Origin of the sequence: Pseudomonas sp. zjy_15 (assembly GCF_043101865.1) — a bacterium.
GTDB classification, from domain to species: Bacteria; Pseudomonadota; Gammaproteobacteria; order Pseudomonadales; family Pseudomonadaceae; genus Aquipseudomonas; species Aquipseudomonas putida_Y.
The window spans coordinates 22,278-42,565 of record NZ_JBICII010000036.1 but is presented as its reverse complement, the minus strand read 5'-3'; the positions used below and the strand labels follow the sequence as shown (position 1 = coordinate 42,565).

Annotated in this window: 20 protein-coding genes and 2 pseudogenes; 11 read left to right on the top strand and 11 right to left on the bottom strand. The window is 56.4% G+C overall.

Translation table 11 applies throughout. The features are described from left to right. Positions 1-48: 48 nt before the first annotated feature. Both ACF8EF_RS07280 and ACF8EF_RS07275 read right to left on the bottom strand, forming a co-directional pair. The gene (locus ACF8EF_RS07280) at positions 49-657 is read right to left on the bottom strand and encodes a glutathione S-transferase (protein WP_176684874.1); all 609 of its coding nucleotides are present in this window, start codon (positions 655-657) and stop codon (positions 49-51) included. After that, positions 654-998, bottom strand: coding sequence for a hypothetical protein (locus ACF8EF_RS07275; protein WP_176684873.1), 345 nt, complete (start codon positions 996-998; stop codon positions 654-656). Before ACF8EF_RS07275 ends, ACF8EF_RS07280 begins: the two co-directional genes overlap by 4 nt. A gap of 133 nt (positions 999-1,131) precedes the next feature. Here ACF8EF_RS07275 and ACF8EF_RS07270 point away from each other — a divergent pair, with 133 nt between their 5' ends. Continuing rightward, positions 1,132-2,043, top strand: a complete 912-nt coding sequence (locus tag ACF8EF_RS07270) for a LysR substrate-binding domain-containing protein (RefSeq protein WP_176684872.1) — start codon at positions 1,132-1,134, stop codon at positions 2,041-2,043. 247 nt (positions 2,044-2,290) lie between these two features. Here the strand turns inward: ACF8EF_RS07270 and ACF8EF_RS07265 are convergent. Next, a pseudogene (locus tag ACF8EF_RS07265) lies at positions 2,291-2,568 on the bottom strand (site-specific integrase); the annotation flags it as partial. 94 nt (positions 2,569-2,662) lie between these two features. Here ACF8EF_RS07265 and ACF8EF_RS07260 point away from each other — a divergent pair. The 4 genes and pseudogenes from ACF8EF_RS07260 to ACF8EF_RS07245 all read left to right on the top strand — a co-directional run. Then, positions 2,663-2,770: pseudogene (locus tag ACF8EF_RS07260) on the top strand (hypothetical protein); the annotation flags it as partial. Between the two features lie 224 nt (positions 2,771-2,994). Further along, on the top strand, positions 2,995-3,546 hold the full coding sequence (locus tag ACF8EF_RS07255) for a hypothetical protein (RefSeq protein ID WP_392529058.1): 552 nt from the start codon (positions 2,995-2,997) through the stop codon (positions 3,544-3,546). Further along, positions 3,546-4,553, top strand: coding sequence for a DUF262 domain-containing protein (locus tag ACF8EF_RS07250; RefSeq protein ID WP_392529056.1), 1,008 nt, complete (start codon positions 3,546-3,548; stop codon positions 4,551-4,553). Before ACF8EF_RS07255 ends, ACF8EF_RS07250 begins: the two co-directional genes overlap by 1 nt. Positions 4,554-4,817: 264 nt before the next feature. Further along, a complete protein-coding gene (locus ACF8EF_RS07245) occupies positions 4,818-6,293 on the top strand; it encodes a hypothetical protein (RefSeq protein WP_392529054.1) in 1,476 nt (491 codons plus the stop codon). A 23-nt stretch (positions 6,294-6,316) separates the two neighbouring features. Here the strand turns inward: ACF8EF_RS07245 and umuC are convergent, their stop codons facing one another. Beyond that, positions 6,317-7,594, bottom strand: coding sequence for a translesion error-prone DNA polymerase V subunit UmuC (umuC, locus tag ACF8EF_RS07240; RefSeq protein WP_392529052.1), 1,278 nt, complete (start codon positions 7,592-7,594; stop codon positions 6,317-6,319). After that, positions 7,584-8,012 carry a LexA family protein gene (locus ACF8EF_RS07235; protein ID WP_374375813.1) on the bottom strand — a complete coding sequence of 143 codons (429 nt, stop codon included), beginning with the start codon at positions 8,010-8,012 and terminating at the stop codon, positions 7,584-7,586. The genes umuC and ACF8EF_RS07235 overlap by 11 nt, the downstream gene beginning before the upstream one ends. A gap of 101 nt (positions 8,013-8,113) precedes the next feature. Here ACF8EF_RS07235 and ACF8EF_RS07230 point away from each other — a divergent pair, with 101 nt between their 5' ends. After that, the gene (locus ACF8EF_RS07230; RefSeq protein ID WP_392529050.1) at positions 8,114-8,803 is read left to right on the top strand and encodes an SOS response-associated peptidase family protein; all 690 of its coding nucleotides are present in this window, start codon (positions 8,114-8,116) and stop codon (positions 8,801-8,803) included. Positions 8,804-9,224: 421 nt separating this feature from the next. On the opposite strand, the gene ACF8EF_RS07225 is transcribed toward ACF8EF_RS07230, so the two are convergent. The 3 genes from ACF8EF_RS07225 to ACF8EF_RS07215 all read right to left on the bottom strand — a co-directional run bounded on the left by ACF8EF_RS07225 (position 9,225) and on the right by ACF8EF_RS07215 (position 11,207). Beyond that, complete coding sequence (locus ACF8EF_RS07225; protein ID WP_392529048.1) at positions 9,225-10,019, bottom strand: DNA adenine methylase; 795 nt, start codon at positions 10,017-10,019, stop codon at positions 9,225-9,227. A gap of 151 nt (positions 10,020-10,170) precedes the next feature. Continuing rightward, complete coding sequence (locus tag ACF8EF_RS07220; RefSeq protein ID WP_392529046.1) at positions 10,171-10,725, bottom strand: lysis protein; 555 nt, start codon at positions 10,723-10,725, stop codon at positions 10,171-10,173. Further along, entirely contained in the window at positions 10,725-11,207 is a 483-nt protein-coding gene (locus tag ACF8EF_RS07215; RefSeq protein ID WP_392529044.1) for a glycoside hydrolase family 19 protein, read from the bottom strand. Before ACF8EF_RS07215 ends, ACF8EF_RS07220 begins: the two co-directional genes overlap by 1 nt. 398 nt (positions 11,208-11,605) lie before the next feature. On the opposite strand from ACF8EF_RS07215, the gene ACF8EF_RS07210 reads away from it, so the two are divergent. Beyond that, positions 11,606-12,361 carry a hypothetical protein gene (locus ACF8EF_RS07210; RefSeq protein ID WP_392529042.1) on the top strand — a complete coding sequence of 252 codons (756 nt, stop codon included), beginning with the start codon at positions 11,606-11,608 and terminating at the stop codon, positions 12,359-12,361. A 171-nt stretch (positions 12,362-12,532) separates the two neighbouring features. Here ACF8EF_RS07210 and ACF8EF_RS07205 read toward each other — a convergent pair whose 3' ends face one another. Further along, entirely contained in the window at positions 12,533-13,654 is a 1,122-nt protein-coding gene (locus ACF8EF_RS07205) for a site-specific integrase (protein WP_056806870.1), read from the bottom strand. 101 nt (positions 13,655-13,755) lie between these two features. On the opposite strand from ACF8EF_RS07205, the gene dusA reads away from it, so the two are divergent. The 3 genes from dusA to ACF8EF_RS07190 all read left to right on the top strand — a co-directional run bounded on the left by dusA (position 13,756) and on the right by ACF8EF_RS07190 (position 17,880). Continuing rightward, entirely contained in the window at positions 13,756-14,766 is a 1,011-nt protein-coding gene (dusA, locus tag ACF8EF_RS07200; RefSeq protein WP_392529039.1) for a tRNA dihydrouridine(20/20a) synthase DusA, read from the top strand. 156 nt (positions 14,767-14,922) lie between these two features. After that, positions 14,923-15,849, top strand: a complete 927-nt coding sequence (tal, locus tag ACF8EF_RS07195) for a transaldolase (protein ID WP_021785403.1) — start codon at positions 14,923-14,925, stop codon at positions 15,847-15,849. A gap of 180 nt (positions 15,850-16,029) precedes the next feature. Further along, the gene (locus ACF8EF_RS07190; RefSeq protein WP_392461036.1) at positions 16,030-17,880 is read left to right on the top strand and encodes an alkaline phosphatase D family protein; all 1,851 of its coding nucleotides are present in this window, start codon (positions 16,030-16,032) and stop codon (positions 17,878-17,880) included. 147 nt (positions 17,881-18,027) lie between these two features. Here the strand turns inward: ACF8EF_RS07190 and rssC are convergent, their stop codons facing one another. Continuing rightward, positions 18,028-18,510, bottom strand: coding sequence for an anti-sigma factor antagonist RssC (gene rssC, locus ACF8EF_RS07185; protein ID WP_021785405.1), 483 nt, complete (start codon positions 18,508-18,510; stop codon positions 18,028-18,030). Next, the gene (rssB, locus tag ACF8EF_RS07180) at positions 18,507-19,691 is read right to left on the bottom strand and encodes a two-component system response regulator RssB (RefSeq protein WP_176684868.1); all 1,185 of its coding nucleotides are present in this window, start codon (positions 19,689-19,691) and stop codon (positions 18,507-18,509) included. Before rssB ends, rssC begins: the two co-directional genes overlap by 4 nt. Positions 19,692-19,961: 270 nt before the next feature. Here rssB and ACF8EF_RS07175 point away from each other — a divergent pair, with 270 nt between their 5' ends. Next, positions 19,962-20,261 (top strand): PilZ domain-containing protein, encoded by a 300-nt coding sequence (locus ACF8EF_RS07175; protein WP_209964650.1) that lies wholly within the window; start codon positions 19,962-19,964, stop codon positions 20,259-20,261. Positions 20,262-20,288 lie beyond the last annotated feature (27 nt).

Sequence of the window (20,288 nt, the reverse complement as noted above, 5' to 3'; positions counted from 1 at the left end):
GGCGGGAGGGGCAGCGGCGCGGTTGAGCCCGGCCCGTTCCGCCAGGGCTCAGGCAATCGGATAACGCTTGAGCAGATCGGTCTGTTCCAGGCGGGCCGCATGGGCATTGATGGCCGGGAAATCGCTGGCCTTGACTACGTCGGGCAGCATCAACTGCATGAACGACCAGGCCACCGCACAAGTGACCTCAACCTGGTCTGGGCGCACGCCGTGCGACGCTTGTGCCGCCAACCGCTTGTCCAACTCCGCGCACGCCGCCAGCAACTGCCGGGTGACGCGTTCGACCCAGGGCTGATGAAGCTTTTCCGCCGGTCGAAGATTGTGTTCATAGACGATCTGGACGGCCTTCTCGCATGCCGTCAGCGCCAGCCCCAATGTACTCAAAGCTCTGGCCAGCGCCTGCGGTTGGCTTGGCAATAGCTTGCTCTCGGGTGTGCTGAGGGTCTCGAAATAATCGATGATCAGCGTCGAGTCCATCAGTACGGAGCCGTCATCGAGCAGCAGAGTCGGCGCTTTGACCACCGGATTGATCCTCGAAAACTCTTCGAATGTGCTGAACACCGACAGTGGGGCATGTTCGAACTCGATGCCTAGAAGGTCCAGGGATATAGCTACCCGGCGAACGTAAGGTGAATCCAGCATCCCAATGAGTTTCATCGATAGTTTCCTTGATTGATGTTGGCCTCTAATGCCGTTGTCTGGCGTTTGAACAGCAGGGGCAGCGGCCATGGGAACGGATACGCCGGGTGCTGCTTCTGTGCCCTGACTGGCTCCAGTTGCAGAAGACCTTCCCCATCAATCAGCGCTAGCCCGGCAGACAACTTCACGCGCTCGCCGGGGCCAATCGCGAAGTCGACACCGTCCGCGCTGATCCAATGCTTGCCGCTCACCGCACGCGTGTAGATGTCGTGAGTAAACCGCACCGAAACCAATTGCGCGCTGGTCAATGAAATCTGCAACCACTGGCGGTCTTCACAGTCAGGATTACCCGTTGTCATTTGCCGTGCTCCCCCGCACCGTCTATGGCTCCAGTCCTCTCGCCAGTCGAAGACTTTACCGTCACTTACATTAATGAGAGCCTTGCCACTTATAAATCAGTTTTTTTTTCCACTATTTGTAAGAAACACTTACATGTCGAATATTCCTCCAATCACCTGCCTACGCTGCTTCGAATCGGTTGCAAGGCTGGGGAGCGTCACCGCAGCCGCCAAGGAACTGCATGTCACCCATTCGGCCATCAGCCAGCAGATCAAGGTGTTGGAAGAGATGATCGGCGTCACCCTGTTCGTCCGTGAAGGACGGGGTCTGCGGGTCAGTGAGGACGGACGACTGTATGCCTTGCAGATCCGCGAATGCTTGGGCGGAATCGCCGAAGCCACGCGACTGATCAAGACACAACCCAAGTCAACGGAACTGGTGGTCGCCGTTCTCCCTTCGTTCGGACTCAGCTGGTTGTTGCCCCGCTTGCCACGCTTCCAGCAATTACAGCCGCATATCAGCGTCCGGCTGCAGGCCAATCTGGCGTTATCGGACCTGACGCGGGAATCTGTCGACGTAGGGATCCGCATGGGCAAGGGCGACTGGGACGGGGTGGAGCAGCATCTGCTCTTTCATGACGAGACGCTGGTGGTTGCCGCTCCGCACTTCAACGGCGGGGCGCTACCACAGACCCCTGAAGAGATCATCGGCAGCAACATTATTTTCAACATGGAATCATGGCAACCGTGGTGTCAAGCGGCCGGGCTGGATAGGGAAGTCCCACGCATCGGCCTGTGCAGCAACGACTCCAACCTGGTACTTCAAGCCGTGCGCTTGGGCCAGGGGATCGCCCTGGAGCGCCGCAGCCTTGTGCACGACGCGATCCAACGAGGGGAGTTGGTGCAACTCTCCCCCGTGATCGCTCCCTATCCCTACCCGTATTGGCTGGTATTACCCAACCGCGAGCGTTCGGAAACAAAGCAGCAGGTGTTCTCAAGTTGGCTGACACATGAGGTCGCTGTATATCTGAACAAACTGGATCATGGCAGCAAGACGGTCCGATGATGGCCGATTGTTGCCCTTGCCAAGGGGCTGCTAACCGACCCGGAGCGGACGGTCATGGCATTGGGTTCGGTGGGGGCCTTGAGGTGTTCGTCATGAGGTTTTTGGTGGTTATCAGACCGAGCGCCGCCCGCGCGGCGCATCGCGAGCTGGCGCTCGCTCCTACGTTTTTTCGGGCCAATTGTTCCTGAGGATTTTGCGCGCGAACGCCTTGGCGCATGGCTCGGTATCGCGTCGTACAAACCAGGCGGGTCTGCCGCTTCGTCTTACCCAGCGGCCGGGCTTTCTCGGCTTCCACCAGGTAGCGATCAATCATGTCCTTGATTGCGTACCCTCCACGGTTGGCCCGCTCGATGGCACCATGCTCTGTCAACTCTGTCTCTCGTCGCTTCGCCCAAGCCTGCGCTGCCTGCTTACGGGCGAACGTCTGGGCTTCTTGGTAGACTAGGACACCTTTTTCTTGAGGCGGATCTGGACGGTATAGCTGACCGTTCCATCGGCCTTTTTCCTTGCTCTGATTGTTACCATGATTTCCGGGGGTACAAGCGTGAATGGCGGTGCTACATCGCACCACTGTCTCACCAAAAAACCCGAAAAGTGGTACATAAATGCGTAGACCAGAATGCCCCTAGAACTAGCTTCAAAGCCACAAACCACGCGCCCTGAGCCGTCACGCCGCTTCAGCGTTGCACCGATGATGGATTGGACTGACTCTTCTCGCAGCCACTGTTTTTCGTAGCCTCCAGCTAAACCTGCGTTGATCCGTACCAATTTTGTACCATTCTGTCGAATCTCTCCTTTCAAATAGTCCTCCCCCCTCCCCCACACAAACGACTGGTGCTAGCCAGGCAGATGGTGTAGTAAGTACATCGTTTTGCCATCACTAGCACTTGCGCTATGTTAGCGTTCGATAAGCAGGGGCGGAGATCTTCTCTAAAATGCAGACTCTACAAGATGATTGATGACTTCAAAAAGGACCTCAGCAATCTTTCTAGCTTGCAGATCGTAAGGAAGTATATTTTTGCAGCGGAAAGCCACATACTAACAACTGATCAACACTACCAACTCAAAGAAAGGGTGTGTGAGCATTTTAATGTCGAATACAACGACGTAATAATGGTCGGCTCTGGCAAATTGGGTTTTAGCATTAAACCTAACCGAAGATTCGAAGCGTTCGGTGATGAATCGGATATAGATATTGCTGTAGTGTCGACGAGACTTTTCGAAAAAGTCTGGACCGAAGCTTACGCCTTCAAAAAAGGCGGAGCATATTGGCCAAAATCCTCTGAATTCTTCAGGTATCTATCAGAAGGCTGGATTAGACCTGACAAGCTTCCACGCAACAAGTATTTTGAATTCACTTCGCATTGGTGGGATTTTTTCAACGGCCTAACTTCAAGCGGAAACTATGGACCTTACCCCATTAAAGCCGGCCTTTATCACTCAAATTACTTTCTACAAGAATATCAAAAAATCTGTGTAGAGCAATGCAAGGACTCTCTATAATGGATACTTCAGCTTCCAACAGACGTCTACGTGTTCTGCTGACTGCAATTGGCAACGGAACACTAATCCCTCAACCAGAGTTCCAAAGACGACTGGTCTGGATAAACAAAGATAAAGTAGAGTTCATACGAACCGTACTTGAAGGATATCCTTTCCCCGAAATTTATATCGCTGCTGGCAAAGTTGATACAAAAACTGGCGAAGGCGCCGAAATGCTGGTAGACGGCCAACAGCGAATTACCACCCTACACCAGTATTTTAAAGGCTCTCCCGATCTAAAGCTTCCAAAAGACCTACCTCCCTACAGCAAGCTTTCTGAAGAACAACAGGTCGAATTTCTCGAGTATAAAGTCGTAGTGCGCGACCTAGGCAATATGACTATTGAGCAGATAAAGCAGGTGTTCCAACGCATCAACTCAACCAGTTATGGGCTGAACGCAATGGAAATACACAATGCACGCTACGGGGGGGAGTTCAAGAAATTTGCTGAAAAAATAGCACAGCTTGAATTTTTCGAAGAACATAGGATTTTTACATCCACTGATGTAAAGCGCATGAATGACACCATGTACTGCGCAGGATTGATCGCCACTACAATGTCGACTTACTTCAATCGCGACAGTGAAGTCGAAACATATCTCGAGCAATTCAATGAAGAAATCCCTAATGAGCAAGAAATTTTCAATAACTTCGAATGTACTCTATCCTTCATTGATCGCCTGAACTTTCCACCCAAATCAAGAGTATACAAAAAGGCAGACTTTTTCACCTTATTCGTTGAAACATATAAGCTGATAGCGAACGCCAAGATAGAACTAAACCTAGTCACCACTCGCCACCAACTAGAGTCCTTCTTCGAACTAGTTGAAATGGCAGGCAACGGTCGAGACCCTGGAAACCTAGATGCCGAGCGTTACTACAAAGCAGCACTGCAAGCCAGCAACGATAGAGGCAATAGATTGGTGCGGGGTGAAATAATAAACCGATTGCTCAGGAAGGCAATATAAACATCACCCCAACTTCAGTTGAGGAAGGAGTAGCACGTTTCCATTATGCACGATAAGGCGACCAAGGCACCAACAGCATGTCTTGGAGCCTTATTACATTCCGGAATAGCTACTTCACACGGAAGCTCGCGGAGCGATGATTGCTGGTATCTATCCCTTGAAGCCTGGCTATTGGGGCCAGCGACGGCATTACCTATGGCACTTAACAATGAGCATCATTCCATTTAGTCAGAGCTCATGACACTGCAAAGGACGGACATCGAATTGACCAGATGGATTCAACAGTTTCAAACCAGCAGCTTTATGAAGATATGGCCGGAACTTGTAAAAGCCGTCCGAGACCTAGATGTAGATGACAAGACAGTAACGACAACAGTCGATGAGCTAGCACGACTCAACAAAGTTATAGCATTCGTAGACGAAATAATAAAAAACGTTGATGCTGAACTCACCCCAGCCTCCATACTTGAAAATTGCGCCAGCCAGAGCCAATCGTGCCTATCTCAAGTACAAGCCTATATTTCTTTAAGGAACCCAAACTCATTAATACAAGCCAATAACCACGCAGACAACATACTGACTTACATTCGCCCATATATGGTGCTCCCGGAAATCTCACTTCACTCCTACGGTGTCGCCACAGAGGCATTCGCGCAAAAACTCCGGCAGCACACTGAAAACTACAACGCCCATATCTCTAACGTCACGTCAGAATTAGCCGAAATTATTGAAAGATCCAGGGCGCAACATGAGTACTTAACCAATATTGAGAATAAGATAAAAGAATTCGATCAGTACTTATATGAAGGAATTTCAGGTCACTCCCCAGCAGAAAAATATGTCAAAGAAGCCGTTGATGAAATTGTGGAGCATCATCAGGAAATAACCAGCCTGAAGGTTTCACTTTATGACGGTCCAGATTCTACCCTAGCCACTATCAAAGCAACCCAAAAAGAGATTATAAGTATCAATAGCGAGATGAGCGATATATTAGTATCTTGCAACCAACAAAATGACGAACTACTAGACTTCCATGGGAAAATTTTTGGCCTTAAAAAAGGTGATGATGACGAAATACCCGAGGGTGGCTTAAAGCAAGAACTTGACGCACGACTCAATCAACTGGACAGTTTTGAGATTGATCAGAGAACGCGGCACGCAGCACTACACACCTCCATTGAATCCCTTCTACCAGGTGCTACGAGCGCTGGGCTTGCCTCCGCCTACAAATCATTAAAGGATTATTTCTCCACGCCTATACTTCGTTATACCCAAGCATTCTATGCTTCCATGGCAGCACTGTTGATTGGCGGCCTCTTCTTGGTAACAGACTCATTTACTCTTTCTCCTTTTAGCTTCTCCTTAGTCAAAACTGTAGAATGGCAAGAAATACTGCGCACATTGCTCATGCGCGCCCCAATTGTGCTTCCCATTGTCTGGCTTGCTATATTCTCTGCAACACGAAGAAGCCAATATGAACGTCTCCAGCAGGAATATGCCCACAAGGAAGCATTTGCGGCCTCCTATGAAAGTTACAAAAAGCAGCTTAGCGACCTTCAGGTTAGTGGAGACGAGCTTCAAAAAGAACTTATCGCCAAGGCCATCGATGCGATAGCGTTTAACGCATCCATTACTTTAGATGGGAAACACGCTGAAAAACCACCCATATTCCAAGCCTTAGAAAAAATAAGCTTAGAAGAAGTAAAAAAACTTATAGACCTAGTTAAAACCAAAAATTGACACCTTTTAGTCCTCGACAATGATCAGAGTGAATAGACGGTCCAAAGCTGGTCGATCCGCGTCGTGAAAGATTGACTCATCATTTCTCGGCGCATCCCCCACTCGGGTGTGCGGGGGACGGTCCCAGCTCGCACAGTTCCCCTGCCATACCGCTCGTTGATCTCATCAAGAGCCGACATCAAACGGTCACTTGCTAAGGGTTGCGTAGCAGCAAACAGGTCGGCCGTGAACTCGCCAGGCTGTCGCAGATCGAGTAACAACACCTCGGCTTTGCTGTACCGATAGCCGACCTGGTAGACCCGCCCCACGGCTTCCGTAGCAGCTCTGGTCAGCAGCAGGGTGTCATTGGTAGGGTACGGCAGGTCGATCAAGACACCCTTGGCGAAGTGCAGCTCATTGGGGTTGAACATACCGGTGCGAATCGATACTCGCATGCGCTTGCACACCGAGCCTTGGGCACGCAGCTTCTCGGCTGCGCGCCCCGTGTAGGTGGCCACTGCCTGTTTAATCGGATTTAGCTCCGTCGGGCGCTTACCGAACATCCGGCTGCAGCATATCTCTTGCTTCGGCGGTTCTGCCTCATCCAGCTCAAGGCATGGCGTGCCCGCGAGTTCCCGGGCGGTCTTCTCCACCACCACATTGAACTTGTCGCGCAACATCCTAGGATCTGCCTTGGCCAGATCCATCGCCGTGTGGATCTCCATGGATTCCAGATGCTCTTTCATCCGTCGGCCGATGCCCCACACCTCTTTCACCTCGGTGTTACGAAGCACCCAATCACGCTTAAAGTCATCGGTAATGTCGACGACCCCACCGGTCTGCGCCTGCAAGCGCTTTGCGGTATGGTTGGCCAGCTTCGCAAGGGTTTTAGTCCGGGCAATGCCGACGCCTACGGGTATTCCCGTGCAACGCAGCACTATAGCACGCACGTCCCGGCCGAACTGGGTAAGGCTGCCTGTCACGCCTGTGAGATCTGCGAAGCACTCATCGATCGAGTAGACCTCTGCTGCGGGCACCATGGACTCGATCAAGGACATGACCCGCTCGCTCATGTCCCCGTACAGCGCATAGTTCGACGAGAACGCCACGATACCATGCCGACGAAGCTTCTCCTTCGCCTGGAAGTACGGCTCGCCCATTTTCACGTACGGCTTGGCATCGTATGAGCGTGCGATCACGCAGCCGTCGTTGTTGCTCAGAACAACGATAGGAGTCTTGGCAAGATCCGGACGGAACACTCGCTCACAGCTCGCATAGAACGAGTTGCAGTCGATCAGCGCGAACACCTGATCATTGCGCATGGTCGCGCACGCTATATCGCACCACACCCCAGATGACCAGCTCGTCGCCCTCCATGATGTACCTCGGTGGGTACGCCGGGTTTTCGGATTTGAGGATCACCACTCCGTCACGGCGGTGAAGCCGCTTGCAGATGGGCTCGCTGTTCACAGCTGCAATGACGATGTCGCCGTGCTCTGCCTCCCGCCCTCTGTCTACGATGACCAGGTCACCAGAGTAGATGCCCGCCCCTTGCATGCTGTCGCCCTCGACTTTCACCAGATACACATGGGGCGCGCGGAGGTCGAACAACTCATCAAGGGAAATATGACCTTCCAGATGGTCTGCTGCAGGCGACGGAAAGCCTGCCGGCACGTGGAATGAGTACAGCGGTAGCGGTTCGGTACCGCCGGTTGGCGTACCCAGAAAAGTGATGGTCATGATGGAAGGTCCGATGAAAACTGTATGCATATACAGTAAATCCGGCATCGGTTGCCCGGTCAATCCTGGGCAGCGAAATTTCTGACAGGCGAGAGGTAGATATGTGTGGACGGTACTCGATCTACGAGTCGATGGATCACTACCTGCGGCAGCTATCCCTGGACCAGATGGTGATCAACGGCTATGACCATGAGCCGATCAATCGCTACAACGTTGCGCCGTCGACGCGCGTCGAGATCATCCGCCAAGTTGGGGACGGGTTGTACGTTGATCGCGTGAAGTGGGGATGGTCGCCATTTTGGGCGAAGGGGAAGCGTCCAGATCCGATCAATGCTCGGGCCGAGACGGTGGTGACGGGGAATTTTTTCAAAAGCTTGTGGCCAAGCGGCCGGGCTTTGGCGCCGGCGAATGGATGGTTTGAATGGATACCCGATTCAACAGACCCGAAACGTAAACAGCCCTACTACATCACCAGCACCGACGGAAAGGCGCTCTTTTTCGCGGCGCTTGCTGAGGTGCACCAAGGTGTGGAGCGAGACGAGCGAGACGGATTTGTGATCATTACAGCGGCCGCCGATCAGGGACTACTCGATATACACGACCGGAAACCTCTTGTGCTTACACCAAAGGTTGCGCGTGACTGGATCTCGCCAATCACCTCGACCGAGCGCGCTGAAGAGATAGTGCGAACGGCCTGCCGTACTGCCGGCGATTTCAAGTGGCATGCTGTACGCAGGGAGGTGGGTAACGTCCGTAACCAAGGGCCTGAATTGATATTACCTGCGAATTGAAGAAACCTCTGCCACCCCCGGGGCGGTAATTTTAGCGGCTAAAGCCACGAAACCTCCCCAGTCGCTGGCCAAAAGTTTAGCTAAAGAATTCGTTAAATAAAGAAATCGTTAAATCTACAAATGTAGAAATCTACACTTCAGTCAAGGTTCAAAAGAACAAAAACGCTTTTACGCAAAAGCGCAAAAGCGCACGCAGCCCCACGCCTACGGGCCCCGGGCTGGTGACCACACCTCGCGACCCAATAAAAAAGAACTGTTGACAAGATTCAAAAGACTCAGATTAAATCCGCTACCAACGTGGAATCGAAGCCATCTCACACAGCCGCTGAGTGCTTGCGCTCATCTTGGAGAAAGTATGTTGACCTTTAACCTGATTATTATTTTCTGCATCGAGATTGTGCGGTGGCTTCAATTACTAGAACTAGAAAAGTTGCTCCAATACTGAAGGCTGCCAATTCATGATTACCAATTCTCCGGTAACCTCGGCCTTACCCTGTCGCTGGTTTGTGTTGGTATAGCGAATATCCAGATATTCGAAGTGGAAGCCGTCAAAAGCTCGCCGGATGTCCGGATGGTCGTTGATGCTGACCATCACCTTGCCCTTGCAGCGACGCATGAAGTCGGCAATGCGCTCGTACTCCTCGAAGGGAAAGTCGACGCCGTAGCCGGCAGTCTGCCAATACGGTGGGTCCATGTAGAAAAACGTGTGCGCACGGTCATAGCGCTCAGCGCAGGCGAGCCAGGAGAGGTTCTCAACGTAGGTGCCGGCGAGGCGCTGCCACGCGGCAGATAGATTTTCTTCAATTCTTAGCAAGTTTATAGCAGGTCCAGTGGTAGCTGTACCGAACGTCTGGCCAGTGACCTTGCCACCGAAAGCATGCTGCTGCAGGTAGAAGAACCGCGCCGCTCGCTGAATATCGGTCAGGATTTCAGGGCGCGTCATCTTCTGCCATTCAAAGATCTGCCTGGAGCTAAGCGCCCATTTGAACTGGCGCACGAACTCTTCCAGGTGGTTCTGCACAACACGGTAGAGGGTGACCAGGTCACCATTCAAATCGTTCAGCACCTCCACGGGGGCGGGCTGGGGGCGCATGAAGAACAACGCGGCACCGCCGGCGAAGACTTCGACATAGCATTCATGAGGGGGAAAGAGAGGGATCAAGCGGTCGGCCAGGCGGCGTTTGCCACCCATCCAGGGGATGATTGGAAAGGTCATAGGTATGCAAGTCTTTACTGTATGGATAAACAGGTGTTAGGCTCGCCGCGCTTTGTGCACAAGGCAGAGGCCACGGCTGGACTTGCAGGAAGGGTCTGCGGGTTCGGCGGGCCGGGCTGGATGTTGGCGCATCCACCCGGCTCGCCTCTTTTCACTTGGTGACTTCGCGGACGTAGGCCTGGCAGGCCTGCAGCGCGATCAGTCCACGGTCGCCTTCATCGGTGATGGTGACAATTCGTTGAGCATGCGCTCGGTCAAGTTGGGCGCGTACGGCGCCATGAACCACGCCTCCGGCGCCGGCGGCTTCTCGCATCCCACCGTCACCACCCTGGGAGGCAAAGGCTCCGGCGTCGACAAGGACTGACAACCGCAAGTCAGCAGTAGCAAGCCGGTCACGCAGGCGAGCTTGAATCTGTTGTGCATCGTTCATCTCCTTCCAATGTGTTTTGCCCTGCTCCCGCAGGCGATCCTCCAGGTCTTTTCGCTGACTGTTTTGCTCAGCCAACTGCTCCAAGGCCGCAGCTGCAGCCTCCTCACGCTCACGACCGTGAGCCCGATCCTTATCCGCCAGCTGCTGGACATAATCTGCAGCCTGGTCAGCCAACCGCTTTCCGTACTCGCTGGCCTGCCACACCCAGGCCCCACGCCCGCCGGCATAGAGCCCGATCGCCACGGCCAGAAGTGCGATACGCCAATTCAGCGGCATTACTGCAGCACCTCAAGCGCACGCTTGTAGAGCGCCTGGCGATCTTTCAACCCATTCAGGCCGCCATTGATACGGCGAGTGATCGATTCGAAGGCCGCGTCATCGGCTTGAAGGACCTTGTCGGCCAAGGTATTAAGCCCCGCCCGCTGCCAGTACCAGCCGGCCGACAGCGAGGCGTATACGGGCTGCTCGAGCAGATCGGGGGTGTTGAGCAAGCGGCTGTCACCGAACAGCGCCTCGCTGCAGGCCTCGTAGTTGTCGCGGCCGGTGATCTGAATAAGCCCACGCCCACGGTACCGCTGGCCATCGCCATCAGCCGCCGGGGTGTTGCCGAGGCGCTCCGCCAGCCGCCCGGTGTCGTACTTGGCCAGGTAGGCATCGTTACCGAGCTCCCGCACATACAGCAGCTGGCCCGACTCATGGCCGACTTGCGCAAGAAACGCAGCCATACGCCGGGGAGTGATGATCGAGTACTTGCCCATATGCGGTTATCGCCAAGTTGCGTCATACCTTGGGCCGGTGGCTCGAGAAAAACTTGGTCCCGACCCTTAAGTTTGATGATGGTCTCGGTTGGGCAGTCTGCGATCACATTGTGGGTGGCATTCTAAGCGGTGGAGCAGACGCAGCGAAGAGCGGGATTGGCGAAGTCCGTCAAGGAGGGCAAGTCATTCAACGGTCCCGACGTACACTCGACCACGCAATCAACGGCCCCGTTGGCATGTGTACTGAGGCTCTGTTTAATGCAGTGTCCAGGGAGGAGAAAGAGGCTGGATCACTCATCCCTGATCACATCAAGCTTCGTATAGAGCGCCTTTTTTCGGCACTTGGTGAGGGTTCGGATCATGCGGTGTCGATAGTGAGCAGAAGACTGAACTGGCTCATGTTCGTTGATCCCGTCTGGACTGAGGGGCGTCTTATTCCAATGTTGGAATTTGATCATCCTGCTTCGGAACCTGCGTGGAACGGGTTTCTTCATTGTGGGCGGGTGCCATGTCCGCCATTGGCCGCAATCATAAAACCGCTTCTGCTTCGTCTTTTTCCGTGGGTCGAAGGCTTTTCCTGGAACCAAGAGCTCTCAAACATAGCCGCCCAATGGCTGGGCTTCATGCGGGTATTTCACCCGAATGAGCAGGGAGGTCTCTCACAAGTTGAAATGCGTTCGGTTTTGCGGGCAATGTCTGATGAAACTCGGAATCGATTCATTTTCTGGTTGGGTCTAGTTGGAAAGGAAAACGAGAATGGTTGGGCCGAACACGTCATCCCCTTAATCATTGAGGATTGGCCGAGAGAGCGTCGATATAGGACTGCTGCATCGATGAGGTCGTGGATTGGCTTGCTTGTGAACACCGGCGATAGTTTTCCAATCGTCTACGAGGCGATGAAGAAGTTTGTGGTACCGGTGGAGACAAATGACTATCCGTTCCACCGATTCACCCGAGAGATCCGTGATGAAATGCCGATTACCGTTCTATTCCCTGAAACGACGCTGGATTTGATGAACAGAGCTACACCTCAGGTTCTCACCCGTCCGTCATATGAGCTACCGAAGGTGCTAGCACTGATTGCGGAAACCGAACCTAACCTGACATCAGATCCACGTTATTTGCGCCTGATAGATCTTGTTGAGCGCAGCTAGATTTCGGCTTTTATTACCGACGCCCAGGAAACTCAGTGGCTGCTTTTGGCCGGTATCTGTCGTCCGCGAATGACCGCTATGGGTCGAAAGCGGCCACTCCTGCCAGCCGGATCGACTCAAAGCGCTGCTACGCGCAGGGCTAATCACCGCCGTTCCGTGTACCCCAACAAACTACTCAACCCGGGCGCCTAGGGCGACCGGGGCCTGGATAATCCGCTCTAACCAACTCCACTCCATATATCGATCACCACGCCCCCTCAGATGGGTGTAACGCCGCAGCGAGTTCCAGTCCCGATGACCGGAAACACTCGACACCCTCGGGATATCCCAATCCATTTCGAACAACCGGCTCACACCTTCATGGCGCAGATCGTGAAAATGCAGGTCCTCCACGCCAACCATCTTGCACGCTCTGGACCAGGCCGTGCCGATTGAGTCGGTGTTGTAAGGGAAGATCTCAGCGCACTGACGCGGCATGCTTTGCACAATCGCCCACGCCTCATCCGGCAGATGGCACCACACATCGTTACCGATCTTCTGCCCGGGGTTCTTCATGTCCCGCACTTTCACCGCCTGGCGGTGCTCATCCAGATCCTCCCACATGATGCGAGCGATCTCGTCCATACGGCGCGTGGAAAAGATGGCAAACGCAACCACCTTCGGCATGTGAATGACTGTCGGACGCCGTGCAAGCATCTCGAAGAAATGCTCAAGCACCTTGTCGAGTTCTTCAAGCGTTGGCCGGCGATCCCGCTCCCGGCTCTTCATGTTGTAGCCGAGGCGTTTCAGGACAAGGCGTGCGTCGGGCATAGCTTGGGGGTTGATCTCGTACTCCCACGCCGCCCTGGCAAGCGACAACACTGAACCCAGGTGAGCCAGATCATTGCCGGCTGTCTGCGGTTTGATGCCACCGCCTGCGGGGCTCATACGCCATAGGGCATAGTCCACCAGCACCTGCTGGCTGATGTCGGAGTCGACCATCTCACCCAGGTAGCTGTTCTTGATGGCGTTTAAAGTACGTCGCTTGGTCTCGCCCAGAGGCCGAGCTTTCTCTGCCTCTACAAGGTAACGGTCAATCATCTGTTTGACCGTGTGCCCTACCCGGTTGGCGCGCTCGATAGCACCAGGCTCAGACAACTCAGTTTCCCGTCGCTTCGCCCAGGCCACTGCAGCCTGTTTGCGGGCGAACGTTTGGCTCTCTTGGTAGACTGTCACCTTGTCGCGATTAATGCGGATCTGGACGAGGTAGCTAGTGCTGCCATCGGCCTTTTTACGCGTTCTGATCGTTGCCATCTGAGATTGGTACACGTCGTCTGTCGATTGGTACATTGTACCAAGCGCTTGGTAAAAACGCCCCAAAACCCCGAAAATTGGTACAAAACACGTTGAACGAAATGACCGCAAAATCAGGCTACAACCCAGAAAACACGCGCCCTGAGCCGTCACGCCGCTTCAGCGTTGCACCGATGATGGACTGGACCGACAGGCACTGCAGGTTCTTCCTGCGCCTACTCTCCAGGCAAACCCTGCTCTACACCGAAATGGTCACCACCGGTGCCCTGCTGCACAACGACGCCCACCGTTTCCTGCGCCACGATGCCTCTGAGCACCCGCTGGCCCTGCAACTGGGTGGCAGTGTGCCGGCCGACCTGGCCGCGTGTGCGCGCCTGGCTGAAGAAGCGGGCTACGATGAGGTCAACCTCAACGTTGGCTGCCCGAGCGACCGGGTGCAGAACAACATGATCGGCGCGTGCCTGATGGCTCACCCGGCACTGGTGGCCGACTGCGTGAAGGCCATGCGTGACGCCGTATCGACGCCTGTGACGGTAAAGCACCGCATTGGTATCAACGGCCGTGACAGCTACGCCGAATTGAGCGATTTCGTCGGCCAGGTGCGTGAGGCCGGCTGCCGGAGTTTTACCGTGCATGCCCGCATCGCGATTCTGGAAGGGCTGTCGCCGAAAGAGAACCGCGAGATCCCGCCGCTGCGCTATGACATCGCAGCGCAGTTGAAGAGGGACTTCCCGGACCTGGAGATCGTGCTCAATGGCGGGATCAAGACCCTGGACGAGTGCCAGGCGCACCTTGAAACCTTCGATGGCGTGATGCTGGGGCGCGAGGCGTATCACAACCCTTATCTGCTGGCCGAGGTGGACCAGCAACTGTTTGGCAGCGATGCGCCGGTGGTCAGCCGTAGCGAGGCATTGGCGCAGCTGCGGCCTTACATCGTGGCGCATATGGAAAGTGGCGGTGCGATGCACCACGTTACCCGGCATATTCTGGGGCTGGCCCAAGGATTCAAAGGGGCGCGGCGCTTCCGCCAGTTGCTGTCGGCAGACATTCACAAGGCGGCTGAACCCTTGGCGGTGTTTGACCAGGCCGTGGAGTTGTTGCAGGGGCGGTGACCTCAGAAGGAGGGAACCTCGGGCTTGCTTGCGACTCGAATCTTCACCTTTCGCACAGCCCCGTGCGGACCAGCGGGTCCGCAGGGTTTCGGCGGCCCTTGAGCGACTGCCGGGGCTCGGGTAATGTCGAGTAAATGCACAGGACAGAGCACGCCCATGACCTCCAAGCTGGAACAACTCAAGCAGTTCACCACCGTGGTCGCCGACACCGGGGACCTGGACGCCATCACCCGCCTGAAGCCGGTCGATGCCACCACCAATCCGTCGCTGCTGTTAAAGGCTGCTGCCATCCCGGGTTACGCCGATCTGCTGAAACAGGTGAAGGCCGACGCCAAGGGTGATGTCGACCTGGCCTGCGACAAGTTTGCGGTGGCCGTGGGCTCGGGCATTCTCAAGGTCATCCCGGGGCGTATCTCCACCGAGGTGGATGCACGCCTGTCGTTCGATGAGCCAGCCCTGCTGAACAAGGCTCGTCAGCTGATCGCCCTGTACGAGGCGGCCGGAGTGCCAAAAGAGCGTGTGCTGATCAAGCTGGCCTCCACCTGGGAAGGCATCCGCGCCGCCGAAAAGCTGGAGAAGGAAGGCATCCAGACCAACCTGACCCTGCTGTTCTCCTTCGCCCAGGCCCAGGCTTGCGCCGATGCCGGGGTGTTTTTGATTTCGCCGTTCGTGGGCCGTATCTACGACTGGTACAAGAAGAGCACCGGCCAGGAATACGTGGGCGCCGAGGACCCGGGCGTGCAGTCGGTCACGCGCATCTACAACTACTACAAGGCCAATGGTTACAACACCGTGGTCATGGGCGCCAGCTTCCGCAATATCGGCCAGATCGAACAACTGGCCGGCTGCGACCGCCTGACCATCAGCCCCGAGCTGCTGCAGCAGCTCAGCGATGACCAGGGTGAGTTGCCGCAGGTGCTGAAACCAGGCAACGCCGGTGAAGCCAAGCAGCACCTGAACGAAAGCCAGTTCCGCTGGGCGATGAACGAAGACGCCATGGGCACCGAGAAACTGGCCGAAGGTATCCGCCAGTTTGCGCGGGACCAGGAAAAGCTGGAGAAGTTGATGGCTGAAAAGGCCTGATACAGTTCGGGTTTGCCCGACGGGCGGGAAGTGTTCAGTATTTTCCGCCCGTTTTGTTTTGCCACGCCTTAGCTGTGTATTGAATTCTCGGGCCTGCTCGCGGACAAGCCCGCTCCTACACCGATCGATGTAAGGGCGGGCTTGCCCACGAACAGGCCGCCATAGCCACCCGAGCTGTCGATGACCTCCCCTAACCCGTTGCCCCTCGTACTCGCTGGCCCGGTACTGCGCCGCCTGGAACCCCAGCGTCTGGCCATCTGGCTGGTCACTACCCAACCGCTGCAGCCCGAATTCGTCTGCCTGGCAAGCGCGGCCCAAGTCGATTGCCAGGTGGTGCCGATAGGCCGGCACGCCCACGTTCACCTGCTGGACATCCGATTCGCCAGCCCCCTGCCCTGCAACCAGCTGCTCGACTACGACCTGCTGATCAACGGCCAGGGTATCGCCGACTGGGCCCCACACCTGCTCTACCCCGGCAACCCACGCCCGAGCCTGGTGCTGCGTGAGCGCCTCGACCATTTGCTGCACGGCTCCTGCCGCAAGCCGCACCACCCTGCTGCCGACGGCCTGCTGTGCGCCGACCGCCTGCTACAGGCCTCTACAAGACCAGAAGATCGCCCCGCCGTCCTGCTGATGACCGGCGACCAGGTATATGCCGACGACGTCGCCGGCCCGATGCTGCGTGCCATCCATGGCCTGATCGCGCGCCTGGGCCTGTTCGACGAGCAACTGGAGGGTGCGGTGGTAGCCGACAGTCAGGCGCTGTACCAGCACCCGGCCAGCTACTACCACCGCGCCGACCTGCTGCCGGCGCTGGAGCGCAACGACACCCTGCGCGAGCGTTTTTTCGGCGGCAAGCGCAAGCCGATCTTCTCGTCCAGCAACGCCGACAACCACTTGGTGACCTTGGCCGAAGTCATGGCCATGTACCTGTTGGTGTGGTCGCCGGTGCCTTGGCAGCTGGTGGACCTGGGCATCCCCAGCGGGCTCAGCGACGAGCATCAAGCCCGATACCGGCATGAGCTGCCGCTGATTCAGGGGTTTGCCGACAATCTCGGTCAGGTGGCGCGGGTGATGGCCCACCTGCCCTGCCTGATGATCTTCGACGACCACGACATCACCGACGACTGGAACCTCTCGGCGCAGTGGGAGGAAACGGCCTACGGCCACCCATTCTCGCGAAGGATCATCGGCAACGCCTTGCTCGGCTACCTGCTCTGCCAGGCCTGGGGCAACAGCCCGGACGATTGCAATCCGCTGATCAAGCAGTGCCAGGCGCTGACCCGCCAGAACCAGGATGAGCTGATTGGCGAGCTGCTGCGCTTCCAGGGCTGGCAGTTCAGCCTGCCTACCGAGCCACCGCTGCTGGTCCTGGACACTCGCACCCGCCGCTGGCGCAGTGAAAGCAGCCTGGCCAAGCCGTCCGGCCTGCTGGACTGGGAAGCGCTGAGTGAATTGCAGCAAGCACTGCTCGATCATCCCTCGGCGGTCATCGTCTCACCAGCGCCGATTTTCGGGGTGAAGCTGATTGAAACGGTGCAGAAGGTGTTCAGCTGGCTGGGCTACCCGCTGCTGGTGGATGCCGAGAACTGGATGGCCCACCGCGGTTCAGCACAGGTCATCCTCAATATTTTCCGCCACTCGCGCACACCGGGGCACTACGTGGTGCTGTCGGGGGATGTGCATTACTCGTTCGTGTATGAGGTGCTGATTCGCCACCGCCAGCGCAGCCCGCACTTGTGGCAGGTGACCAGCAGCGGAATCAAGAACGAGTTTCCCCGGCGCTTGCTGGATGTGCTCGACCGGCTCAACCGCTGGCTGTACGCGCCGCGTTCACCCCTGAACTGGTTTACCAAGCGGCGGGAGATGGAAGTGGTGCCGCGCACGCCGAACCATAGCAAGGCCGGGGAACGGTTGTGGAATGGTGCCGGGCTGGGACAGGTATTTTTTGATGAACAGGGGCGGCCGGCGCGGGTGTATCAGCTGGATGCGGGCGGGGGTGAGGCTACAGAGTTTAAAAACCGGGCGTAGTGAGATTCAGGATTTTTACAAACTGCGCTGGCCTCTTCGCGGGTAAACCCGCTCCTACACCTGATTGGGGTGGACACACATTGGTGTTTGGGCGCAGGCCGTCGTAGGAGCGGGTTTACCCGCGAAGAGGCCGGCACAGGCCAGAGATCAGCCCCGCTCCAGCGCATTGACCAGGTCATGGAAGGCTTCGCGGTTGGAGTCATTCAGGCCCATGAGGATCTTGTGCGCCTCCAGCACCTTGGAGCGCACCACCTCTTCACTCTGGTCCTGCGACGGCAGGTCGGTCAGGCATTCGGGGCAGGGAATCGGCCGATCGACGATGTTGAACACCTGATCGAAGCCCATCGACTGCAACAACCGTGAAATGTCTGGATTGGTAGTCACCACGGTCGGCAGCAGGCCTACCTTCTGCCGCGACAGGATCGACAGCTTCGCCAGCAGGCCCAGTGTGGTGCTGTCGATACTCTCGGTTTCAGTCAGGTCGATGACAATCGCCGAGAAGTTCAGCGCAGTGAAAATCTTCTCGATCGTCGCATCCAGCGCCGAACACAGGGTCAGGCGCACTTCACCAACGAATTTCAGTACGAAGGTACCGCTCTGCTCGGCGAACTGAATTCTACCGGTACTCATTGAAGGTTCCTGCTCAACACCAATAGGGCGATATCATCCGGCATCTCCCCAAGCGTAGCCAATCCAAATCGTTGACGCAGCCCATCCAGACTGCCACCTGCTGCCTTGACGATCTCCGGCAAGGCGGCTTCTTTATCTTTGAGCGTATCACCCGGCAAAAGGTCCAGAATGCCATCGGACATCAGGCTGAGGCTGAACTGCGGGGGCAGTTCCACCACCAGGTCCTGGTAGCTGGCCTCATCGAACAGCCCCACCGGCAGGCCGCGGCCTTCCAGGTAGCGGGTGTGCTCGGGGGTGTACAGCACCGGCAGCGGCAGATGGCCGCCAACGGCGTAGGTCAGCAGGCCGGTGTCTTCGTCGATCACCCCACCCACCATGGTCACATGCTTGCCCAGCTTGCAGTTGATCAACCCACGGTTGATATGGCTAAGCACCTGCGAAGGTTTGAACTCGCGCATCTTGCCGCCACGCTTGAATTCGAACAACAGCCGCGTGGTCATGAACTTCAGCAGGACGGTGACGAACGCTGATGATGCACCATGCCCGGAAACATCGGCGAGGTAGAAGGCAATACGCCGTTCGTCCACGCGGAAGTAATCGGCAAAGTCACCCGACAGATACAGCGACGGGATGATCTGGTGCTCGAAAGCAAACTCGCCGGCTACCCAGGGGCTTTCGGGCAACATGTTCATCTGCACCTGGCGACCGGCGGTCTGGTCTTCCTGCAGCAGGTGCAGGCTGGCCTCCAGTTCGCGGTTGGCGGCTTCGAGCTTGTCGCGGTAGCGCTGGTTTTCCAGCACAAGGCGCGAGCGGTCGAGGGCGCGGCGCACCGAATGCTCGAGTACGGCCAGGTCTTCCAGCGGCTTGATGAGGTAGTCGGCGGCGCCCAGGCGCAACGCTTCCACCGCATCACTCATGACGCCGGCACCGGACACCACGATCACCGGCAACTGCGGCGCACGCTCGCTGACCTGACGGATCAGTTCGAGGCCGCCCATCTGCGGCATGCGCAGATCGCAGATCACGAGGTCGGGCTGGTGTTCTTCGAAGACCTGAAGCCCCTGCTGGCCATTACCGGCCTGGAGGACGCTGAAACCACTGTCTTCAAGGTAGGCGGCGAGGCTGGCACGGACCACGTCGTCGTCATCGATGATCAGCAGCGTTGCACTGGTTTTCTGCATGTGGGCGAACGGCGCCGATTTAGGTTGGTGCAGCGGTGTCGGCAAGGCAGACGGCCAGCTACGGGGATTCTTAATGGTCACACTCTACTTGAGTTGTAGGACAAGAACACCTGCCCGGCAACTGTCAGAGGTACCTTGTAAGGCGCAGACGGTACTCCCATCCGGCAGGGGTTTCAAGCATGCAGGGGTCGACCTCGCTGCTCTTTACAGGGCAAATCACCGGGAGTTATAAGAAAGTCGACCAGCGCAACCCGACGGGAAGGATGCAGCATGCCCCACACGCCCTCCAGCCACAGCGAGAAACGCGACTTCATTCGTATGCGCATCGACACCGAGATCAGCCTTTTGCACGAAGGCCAGGTGATTACGGCGGTGTGCCTGGACCTGTCCAGCGGCGGCATGCAGGTGCAGGCGCCGCAGCGCTTTCTGGTGGGTGATCGCATTGAGGTACGGATCGACTCCGACCATCCGGCACTGAAGGGGTTGCATGCCAGTACCGAAGTGGTATGGATCGCCGACCAGCCGGGCGGGCAGCAGAGATTCGGGCTGAGGATTCTGGCCATGCATTGAACAAGGGACCGCGTTGCGGCCCCGGGT

Bases quoted from the DNA above. Each gene is read 5' to 3' on its own strand.
- ACF8EF_RS07280 (WP_176684874.1), bottom strand. From the start codon at position 657: ATGAAACTCATTGGGATGCTGGATTCACCTTACGTTCGCCGGGTAGCT.
- ACF8EF_RS07275 (WP_176684873.1), bottom strand. From the start codon at position 998: ATGACAACGGGTAATCCTGACTGTGAAGACCGCCAGTGGTTGCAGATT.
- ACF8EF_RS07270 (WP_176684872.1), top strand. From the start codon at position 1,132: ATGTCGAATATTCCTCCAATCACCTGCCTACGCTGCTTCGAATCGGTT.
- ACF8EF_RS07255 (WP_392529058.1), top strand. From the start codon at position 2,995: ATGATTGATGACTTCAAAAAGGACCTCAGCAATCTTTCTAGCTTGCAG.
- ACF8EF_RS07250 (WP_392529056.1), top strand. From the start codon at position 3,546: ATGGATACTTCAGCTTCCAACAGACGTCTACGTGTTCTGCTGACTGCA.
- umuC (WP_392529052.1), bottom strand. From the start codon at position 7,594: ATGCGCAATGATCAGGTGTTCGCGCTGATCGACTGCAACTCGTTCTAT.
- ACF8EF_RS07235 (WP_374375813.1), bottom strand. From the start codon at position 8,012: ATGACCATCACTTTTCTGGGTACGCCAACCGGCGGTACCGAACCGCTA.
- ACF8EF_RS07230 (WP_392529050.1), top strand. From the start codon at position 8,114: ATGTGTGGACGGTACTCGATCTACGAGTCGATGGATCACTACCTGCGG.
- ACF8EF_RS07225 (WP_392529048.1), bottom strand. From the start codon at position 10,019: ATGACCTTTCCAATCATCCCCTGGATGGGTGGCAAACGCCGCCTGGCC.
- ACF8EF_RS07220 (WP_392529046.1), bottom strand. From the start codon at position 10,725: ATGCCGCTGAATTGGCGTATCGCACTTCTGGCCGTGGCGATCGGGCTC.
- ACF8EF_RS07215 (WP_392529044.1), bottom strand. From the start codon at position 11,207: ATGGGCAAGTACTCGATCATCACTCCCCGGCGTATGGCTGCGTTTCTT.
- ACF8EF_RS07210 (WP_392529042.1), top strand. From the start codon at position 11,606: ATGTTCGTTGATCCCGTCTGGACTGAGGGGCGTCTTATTCCAATGTTG.
- ACF8EF_RS07205 (WP_056806870.1), bottom strand. From the start codon at position 13,654: ATGGCAACGATCAGAACGCGTAAAAAGGCCGATGGCAGCACTAGCTAC.
- dusA (WP_392529039.1), top strand. From the start codon at position 13,756: ATGACCGCAAAATCAGGCTACAACCCAGAAAACACGCGCCCTGAGCCG.
- tal (WP_021785403.1), top strand. From the start codon at position 14,923: ATGACCTCCAAGCTGGAACAACTCAAGCAGTTCACCACCGTGGTCGCC.
- ACF8EF_RS07190 (WP_392461036.1), top strand. From the start codon at position 16,030: ATGACCTCCCCTAACCCGTTGCCCCTCGTACTCGCTGGCCCGGTACTG.
- rssC (WP_021785405.1), bottom strand. From the start codon at position 18,510: ATGAGTACCGGTAGAATTCAGTTCGCCGAGCAGAGCGGTACCTTCGTA.
- rssB (WP_176684868.1), bottom strand. From the start codon at position 19,691: ATGCAGAAAACCAGTGCAACGCTGCTGATCATCGATGACGACGACGTG.
- ACF8EF_RS07175 (WP_209964650.1), top strand. From the start codon at position 19,962: ATGCCCCACACGCCCTCCAGCCACAGCGAGAAACGCGACTTCATTCGT.